This is a genomic window from Pseudomonas sp. NBRC 111131, from assembly GCF_001320525.1.
GTDB lineage: Bacteria > Pseudomonadota > Gammaproteobacteria > Pseudomonadales > Pseudomonadaceae > Aquipseudomonas > Aquipseudomonas ceruminis.
This window is the reverse complement of record NZ_BCBH01000065.1, coordinates 1-8,532: the sequence shown is the minus strand read 5'-3', so window position 1 is coordinate 8,532 and position 8,532 is coordinate 1. Positions and strand designations below refer to the sequence as shown.

The 8,532-nt window shown below is 60.6% G+C and carries 3 protein-coding genes, 1 tRNA gene and 1 pseudogene; all 5 read right to left on the bottom strand.

All coding sequences use genetic code 11. The annotated features are described in order from the left end of the window. Nucleotides 1-69: 69 nt before the first annotated feature. A complete protein-coding gene (locus APH34_RS27945; RefSeq protein ID WP_054903743.1) occupies nt 70-1,131 on the bottom strand; it encodes a site-specific integrase in 1,062 nt (353 codons plus the stop codon). Between the two features lie 126 nt (nt 1,132-1,257). Next, nucleotides 1,258-1,334, bottom strand: a tRNA-Ile gene (locus APH34_RS27940). A gap of 16 nt (nt 1,335-1,350) precedes the next feature. Beyond that, nucleotides 1,351-5,093 (bottom strand): annotated as a pseudogene (locus APH34_RS27935) (EAL domain-containing protein). 120 nt (nt 5,094-5,213) lie between these two features. Next, nucleotides 5,214-7,064 (bottom strand): RNA polymerase sigma factor RpoD, encoded by a 1,851-nt coding sequence (rpoD, locus tag APH34_RS27930; RefSeq protein ID WP_054903742.1) that lies wholly within the window; start codon nt 7,062-7,064, stop codon nt 5,214-5,216. 67 nt (nt 7,065-7,131) lie between these two features. Beyond that, the coding region (locus tag APH34_RS27925) for a toprim domain-containing protein (RefSeq protein ID WP_054903741.1) at nt 7,132-8,532 on the bottom strand (1,401 nt) is incomplete at its 5' end.

The following is an 8,532-nucleotide window of genomic DNA, read 5'->3' as shown; positions in this document are numbered from 1 at the left end:
ACGTATTGGAAAACAAGGCGACAACAAAAAGAAAACAAACTGACAACAAGCTGGAAAACAATAACCCTGTTATATCTTTTCGAGGCGGTCGAGCTTATATACAAGATCCTCTGCTCTTAAGTGAGTATAACGCTTGAGCATCTGCATCGATTTATGCCCGCTGATTGCCGAGACTTCTTGATCTGAAAGGCCGCCCTCAACCAGTCTACTCACGGCTTCGTGCCGCAGATCGTGAAAACGGAAGTCCGGCACGCCAGCCTTTTTCTTGATGGCGGCCCAGATCTTGGTGAACGCATAGGGGCGACGCTTTCCATCACGCCCGGGCTCACCGAAAAAAACCAGATCGCAGTCAATTGGCCGCACGGGATTCGCCAAGGCGACGCGGAAAACCTCGGTAGCGAGCTTCGTCAACGGAACCGTGCGAGCACTATCATTTTTTGTATCCGACAGCCGGACGATCCGTTTTTGGACATCCACCTGTGATCGCCGCAGGCCTGCGATCTCTGATGCTCGCATACCCGTTGCCAAGGCTATCTGGACGATCCAGCCCAGCATTGGATTGCTGTGCTTGCCCACAGCGGCCATAAGGCGCTTTTCCTCATCAGCCATCAGGCGCCTGTTACGACCTTCACCGGGGCTCGGTTTTCGAATGTTGAGCACGGGGTTAAAGGTGAGGCCAAGTCCCCACTCCTGAATTGCGACTGTGAACAGGTGGCTGAGCAGGGCAAGCTCCAGCCGCACAGTGTTATTACTCGTGGGTTGGCCGCGGTTGGTCAGCGAGCCCAGACGTGTATCGCGATAGTTGGCGATCACCTCGGATGACAGAGCTGCAAGCGAATACTTTCCCAGGTGCTGGATCAGCTGCTGAGCCTTGGTCGCCTCGGCCTTCTGCGTGGTGGGCTTCTTGGTAGGGCTGACTTCGCGCAGATATCGCTGTAGCGCATTTTCGAGTGTCAGTCGCTCGGACCCGCTGCGCTGGATATAGACACCCCGCACCATTTCATCTTCGGTGCGCCGCGACCAATCCTCGGCGTCGCGTTTGGTGCGGAAGGTTTTGGCGTTGGTCGGCCATCCGGTCTTACGGATGACGGCCTTCCAAGTGCCGGCAGGGGTTTTGACGATTGTGGCCATCTGAAGGACTCCAAAGGCGTGCAAGCGAAGCCGCACTGTACCTATTTTGTACCTTCGGACCATAGGACTGATCCGGCTACCACAAACCCAAAAAGCCGAAAGCCGCGTAGTACGCGGCTTCAAGGTTGGTGGGCCCACACGGACTCGAACCGTGGACCAAAGGATTATGAGTCCTCTGCTCTAACCAACTGAGCTATAGGCCCTCAGTAAGTGCCCGGATTATAACGAGGGTTTTGAAACCGTGCCATCCGAAAGATCAGTTAGTGCTATGCGAAGAAACGTCGCCGCGAATTCGTCAGGCGGAAGCGGCAGGCTGACGATGTAACCTTGGATCTGCTCGCACCCTTCGGCAGCCAGGAAGCGCTCCTGTGCCTGGTTCTCCACCCCTTCGGCGATGATGGTCAGTTGCATGCTGCGCCCAAGTGCAATGATTGCGCGGGCGATGGCCGCATCGTGGGGGTCGTCGGGCAACCCGCGGATGAACGATTTGTCGATCTTGAGGATGTCCAGCGGCAGGCGTTTGAGGTAACTGAGCGACGAGTAGCCGGTGCCGAAGTCGTCGATCGCCAGTTGCACCCCAGTTGCTTGAGTTGGTGCAGCACGGCCAGCGCTTCTTCGGCCTGGCTCATGATGAAGTTTTCGGTGATCTCCAGCTGCAGGTCGCCGGCCTTGAGCTGGTACGTCCTGAGCAACTGTTCGATGCGTTTTGCCAGGCCGTGGTGGCGCAGTTGGGCGCCGGCAAGGTTGATCGACAGCGGGCCGAAGGCCTGGTACTCCATCTTCCAGTGGTGCATCTGCCTGCACGCTTGCTCCAGTACCCAATCGCCGAGCTGGAGGATGGTGCCGTTCTCCTCGGCCAGGTGAATGAAGTGCTCGGGCGGGACCTCGCCGAACGTCGGGTGGCTCCAGCGGATCAGTGCCTCTGCGCCTACCAGGGTCTGGGTCTTGAGGCTGAACTTGGGCTGGTAGCTCAGGCTCATTTCATTGCGCTCGATGGCGCGACGCAATTCATGCTCCAGGGCGATGCGTTCGCTGGCCTGGGCGGTGAGATCGCGGGTGTAGGCCTCGACGCGGTTACGGCCTTTGGCCTTGGAACGGTACATGGCCGCGTCGGCGTTGCGAATCAGTGTGGCAACGTCGCTACCGTCCTGTGGATAAAGGCTGATGCCGATACTGGCACTGGTAAAGAACTCGTGCTCGCCCGCCTGGAACGGGGCACCGAAGCACGCCAGCAGCTTGTTGGCGATGGCGCTGGCATCGCTGGGCTTGTGCAGGCCAGGCAGCAGGATGATGAACTCGTCACCGCCCAGGCGTGCCACGGTGTCGACATCGCGTACCTGCTCCTTGAGGCGTTGGGCGATGCCCTTGAGCAGCAAGTCGCCCACCGGGTGGCCGAGGCTGTCGTTGATGTGCTTGAAGCGGTCCAGATCCAGGAACAGCACGGCGCCCTGGCGGTTGGAAATCTGCGCGCAGGTGAGCACCGCTTGCAAGCGGTTCTCGAACAGGGCGCGGTTGGGCAGGCCGGTGAGCGGGTCGTGGTGGGCCTGGTAATCAAGCTTGGCCTGGGCGTGCTTGAGGCTGGAGATGTCGGCGAACACGGCGACAAAATGGGTGATGTCGTGCTCATTGTTGCGTACGGCGCTGATAGTCAGCCAGCCAGGGTAGATTTCCCCGTTCTTGCGCTTGTTGTAGATTTCGCCTTGCCAATGGCCCTCGGCAGTAAGCTGATGCCACATGGCGGCATAGAAGGCGCTGTCGTGCTGGCCTGAGGCAAGCAGACGGGGCGTTTGGCCAAGGGCTTCGATCTCGCTGTAACCGGTGATTTCACTGAAGGCGCGGTTGACCGCGCTGATGCGCTGGTCGATGTCGGTAATCAGCACGCCTTCGGCAGTGTTCTCGAACACCGTGGCAGCCAGCTGCAGTTTCTCCTGCATCATGTGGCGTTCGGTGATGTCGCGGGCGATGGTCAGCATGCAGTCGACCCCCCCGATGGGCAGCGGCCGTGTGGACAGTTCGCACAGGCGAATCTGCCCATCGCTGCGGCGGATGTGGCAACTGAAGTCGCGCACGAAGCCATCGCGGGCGAGCTGGTCGATCAGGCGCTTGCGTTCGTTGAGGTCAACCCAGATTCCCAGGTCGAACGAGGTCTGGTCGATGGAGGGGTTGAGGTCATAGCCGGTCAGGCGGCAAAAACCTTCGTTGATTTCGATCAGCAGGCCATCACTCTGGCGCGATAGCAGCAGGCCGTCGGGCGAGGCATGGAAGGCTTTGGCGAACTTCTCTTCAGAGGTTTGCAGTTGCTGCTGGGTTTCCTTCAGCTGGCTGATGTCGCGCACTGCCACGACGAAGGCCAGAGTGCCGTCCAGCTCGAAGGTTTCGGCCGACGTCAGGCCCGTGAACAGTTGGCCGTTGCTGCGCCGGAAGCTCATTTCCAGGTTGCGGATACCGCCTTGGTGCAGGCGCTCGAGCAGCAACGGGCCAGCGCCCTGCACCCCCCAGAGGTTCAGCTCGGTTGCCGTGCGGCCGATGACCTGGCCGGGGCTCATGCCAATCTGCTCTTCGAAGGCTTCGTTCACCTCCAGCAGACAGCCATCGCTGTGGCGGGCGATCAGCAGGATATCGGGGCATTGCTGGAACACCGAGGCGAACTTTTGCTCCGACAGACGCAGGGCGTCTTCGGTGTGCTTGGTTTCGCTGATGTCGATCATCAGCCCCCGCATTACCGGCCGGTGGCCGTGCTCGATCATGCTGACGATGTTGCGCACCCACAGTGCCTGGCCATCAGCGCAGATCACCCGGTAGTCCAGGCTGTGGTCGCGGCCGGCGGCCGTTTCGCTTTCGCAGTAGGCCTGTGCCCATAGCGCGTCCTCAGGGTGCAGGATGCTGCGCCAGAAGCCCGGTTTGAGCCAGTCGTGCAGGGGGTAGCCGAGCAGGTCCTCGGCGTGGGGCGAAACATAGCTGTAGGTGAAATCGTTGGCGTCGGCCTCCCAGGCAATTGCCGACAGGCTTTCGATCAGGCCACGGTAGTGGTATTCACTGCTGCGCAGTTCCTGTTCCAGGGCAATGCGCCTGGAAATTTCCGAGCTCAGCCGGCGGTTGATGCGGATCACCACGGCCAGGATGGCGACCAACAGCAGCACAGCGGGCAGGCCATACATCAGCATGTCGTGCCAGAACGAGCGTTGATCTACCACATTGCCGACCCAGCGCTGCTGAATCTGGCTGATCTCGTCACTGGACATGTCTGCCATGACCTTGTCGAGGATGCCGACCAGGATCTTCTTGTCACGCGGCGCAGCCATTGCCAACTGGTAGCGATAGGGCGTTTCACCGCTGACATACAGGCCATCGAGCTTGAGCTGGCGCAGGCTCCAGATGCTCGAGGCGAGGTCGCCGACGACGGCGTCCACTTCATCGGTTGCCAGCGCCTGCAAGGTGGAACTGACATTGGGCATGGCGACCAGGTTGAGGTCAGGGTGGTGGGTACGCAGCAACTCGTGGGGTGCGTAGTTTTCCACAACGGCGATTTTCAGGCCGTACAGGTCCTTGAGGGTGCGCGGCTGCGGGCCACCATCATGGGCGAGGATGACAATCGGGAAGTCCAGGTAAGGGCGGGTGAACGCCAGGTATTCTTGACGTTCTGGCGTCGACATGATGCCGGGGAGCAGGTCGATGCGGCTTTCGCGCGCCTGTTGAAGTACCTCGGTCCAGCTGCTGGGCTCGATCGGTTTTAGTACCACATCCAGCCGTTGCTGGAGCAAGGCGATGTAATCGGCGGCCAATCCCTGGTACCGGCCCTCCTGGTCACGAAACTCGAACGGTGGCCAAGAGGCGTCGACGCCCAGCTTCAACTGCGGGTGGGCAGTGAGCCAGGTTTTTTCCTCGTCTGTCAGGGTCAGGGCGCCGGCCGTCGTGTTCCAAAGGATCAGGAGCAACAACAGAATGGCCGGCATCGGCGGCATAGCAGCCTCGCATTCAGGTGATCTGAATCGAGTGTAGACGGGCATTCAGGGCACGGTGTAGCTACTTGCCATGACCTTTAGTCACATAAGAAAAACCCCGGCCTGGGCCGGGGTTTGTCATCACTCGTCGAGGAAGGATCGCAGGTGTTCGCTGCGAGTCGGGTGGCGCAATTTGCGCAACGCCTTCGCTTCGATCTGACGGATCCGCTCGCGGGTCACGTCGAACTGCTTACCTACCTCTTCGAGGGTGTGGTCGGTGTTCATGTCGATGCCGAAACGCATGCGCAGCACTTTGGCTTCGCGTGCGGTCAGGCCCGAGAGCACGTCGCGGGTCGCTTCCTTGAGGCTTTCGACCGTGGCCACGTCAATCGGGGACTGCATGGTCGAGTCCTCGATGAAGTCACCCAGGTGCGAATCTTCATCGTCACCGATCGGGGTTTCCATGGAGATCGGTTCTTTGGCGATCTTCAGCACCTTGCGGATCTTGTCCTCAGGCATCTCCATACGTTCGCCGAGCTCTTCCGGGGTCGGTTCGCGACCCATTTCCTGCAGCATCTGGCGGGAAATACGGTTGAGCTTGTTGATCGTCTCGATCATGTGCACCGGAATACGGATGGTGCGCGCCTGGTCGGCGATCGAACGGGTGATGGCCTGACGGATCCACCAAGTGGCGTAGGTCGAGAACTTGTAGCCACGACGGTATTCGAACTTGTCCACCGCCTTCATCAAACCGATGTTGCCTTCCTGGATCAGGTCGAGGAACTGCAGGCCACGGTTGGTGTACTTCTTGGCGATGGAGATCACCAGACGCAGGTTCGCCTCGACCATTTCTTTCTTGGCGCGGCGGGCCTTGGCCTCACCGATGGACATGCGACGGTTGATTTCCTTGATCTCGGCGACGGTCAGGCCAGTCTCGGTCTCGAGGTCGATCAGCTTCTGCTGGCAGGCGACGATGGCAGCGTCCTTTTCACCCAGGGCCGCGGCCCACTTGGTGTTGCGCTTGGCCAGGTCACCGCTCCAGGTCTGGTCGGTTTCGTTGCTCGGGAACAGGCGCAGGAAGTCGGCGCGCGGCATACGTGCATCACGCACGCACAGTTGCATGATCGCGCGCTCTTGCTGACGCAGGCGGCTCAGGGCATCACGTACACGTTCTACCAGGACGTCGAACTGCTTGGGCACCAGCTTGATCGGCATGAACAGATCAGCCAGGGCCTGCATCGCACCGATGCTCTCGGCATGGTTGCGGCCATGCTTTTTCAGCACCTTGAGGGTGATGGCGAGCTGGTCCGAAACCGCACCGAAACGCTGGGCTGCAACGACTGGGTCCGGGCCACTTTCGGCCTCTTCCTCGTCATCGCTGCTTTCTTCGCTTTCCTCTTCGTCGTCGGACTCTTCTTTCGTCGCCGCGGCCTTGGCGCCAGGAATCGGCACTTCTTCGGTCGGGGCGGCGATGTTGTCGTCAGGGTCGATGTAACCGCTGAGAACATCCGACAGACGGCCACCTTCGGTGGTGACACGGTCGTATTCGCCGAGGATGTAGTCGACAGTGCCCGGGAAGTGGGCAATAGCGCCCATCACTTCACGAATGCCTTCCTCGATACGCTTGGCGATTTCGATTTCGCCTTCGCGGGTCAGCAGCTCGACAGTACCCATTTCGCGCATGTACATGCGCACCGGGTCGGTCGTGCGGCCGATATCGGTTTCAACTGCCGCCAACGCTGCAGCGGCTTCTTCGGCCGCGGCTTCGTCGGTGTCGGCTTCCGCCAACAGAAGGGCATCCGCATCCGGAGCACTCTCGAATACGTTGATCCCCATGTCGTTGATCATGCGGATGATGTCTTCCACCTGTTCCGGATCTGAAATATCCTCAGGCAGGTGGTCGTTGACCTCCGCGTAAGTCAGGTAGCCCTGCTCACGACCGCGGGTGATCAACTCTTTGATACGAGACTGCTGTTGCGCTTTTCCGGACATAACACCCTATCCACTGAAGGTCTTGGCGGGCAAAAAACAAGCCGAGGATTATACCCGAGCATGGGCCTCACGCGCCAGATGAGGTCGGCGTTTGTGCGGGAACATTCCGGCTCAGCAGGGCGAGAAGCTGAGATTTTTCCTCGCTGCTCAACTCGCTTTGACGTGCTTTCCTGAGCAGATGTTCCAGGCTGCGCTCGCGTTGGCGGGCGGACAAGCTAGTTATAGTGTCGAAAAACTGTTGTTCAAGGTTGTCGGCCACGATCAGCCATTCCTTTTCCGCCAGGGCCCGCAGCAGGCGGCCCTGTTCGGTACCGTGCCAGCGTGCAATCAACTGCATTGAGCTTAGCCCAGGATTTTTCTGCGCGGCTTCGATCAAGGCCACCAGCAACTGGCTGTAGAGGTGTTCTTCGTCGGCGAAGTGGCTGGCGTCTTCCACCTTGCCGGCCAGCAAGGGGTGGTGCAGCAGGGTGCGCAGGGCTGCCAGGGTAGGCGGTTCCACCGGTGCCGGCGTGCGCGGCGGTGCCTCGTCGCGTTGCTGCCACGGCTTGCCACCCTTGCGGTTCTTGTCCCAGGGCTTGTCGCTCCACGGATTCTTGCTGCCACCCTTGTTCGGCTTCCACGGCTGTTCTTGCTGCTGCGGTGCGTAGTCGTGCTGCGGCATGTCGCCGTAGTCCGGGGTGTAGCTGGCCATGGCATCGTAGTCGAAACCAGGGTCGTAGTCCGGCACGCTGCTGGCGGCCGGCGCGTGCTGGGCCAACTGTTCGACCTGTTGCGGGTCCAGGCCGGTGATTTCTTTCAGGCGATTGCGCATCAGTTGGCGCAGGTTGGCGCCGGGGATCTTTTCGATCAACGGTGCAGCCAGGGTCGCCATGTGCGCCTTGCCTTCCAGGGATCGCGGATCGGCTTCGGCGCTCAATTGCTCGAAGAAATAGTCGGCCAGCGGCTGGGCGTGCTGGTTGATGCGGGCCATGAAGGCATCGGTGCCTTCGGCCCGCACCAGGCTGTCCGGGTCCTCGCCTTCGGGCAGGAACAGGAAGCGCGCACGACGCCCGTCCTGCAGTGCCGACAGGGTCGACTCCAGGGCGCGCCAGGCCGCCTTGCGCCCGGCCTGGTCGCCGTCGAAACAGAACAGCACGCTTGGCACCACGCGGAACAGGCGCTTGAGGTGCTCTTCGCTGGTGGCGGTGCCAAGTGTGGCCACCGCATTGCGCAGGCCCTGCTGGGCCAGGGCGATGACGTCCATGTAGCCCTCGACGACGATGATCTCGTCGAGGTTGCGGTTGTGCTTGCGTGCCTCATACAGCCCATAGAGCTCCTGGCCCTTGTGGAACACCGGGGTCTCAGGGGAGTTGAGGTACTTGGGCTTGTCGTCGCCCAGCACGCGGCCGCCGAAGGCGATGATGCGCCCGCGGCTGTCGCGGATCGGGAACATCACCCTGTCGCGGAAGCGGTCGTAGCGCTTGCCACT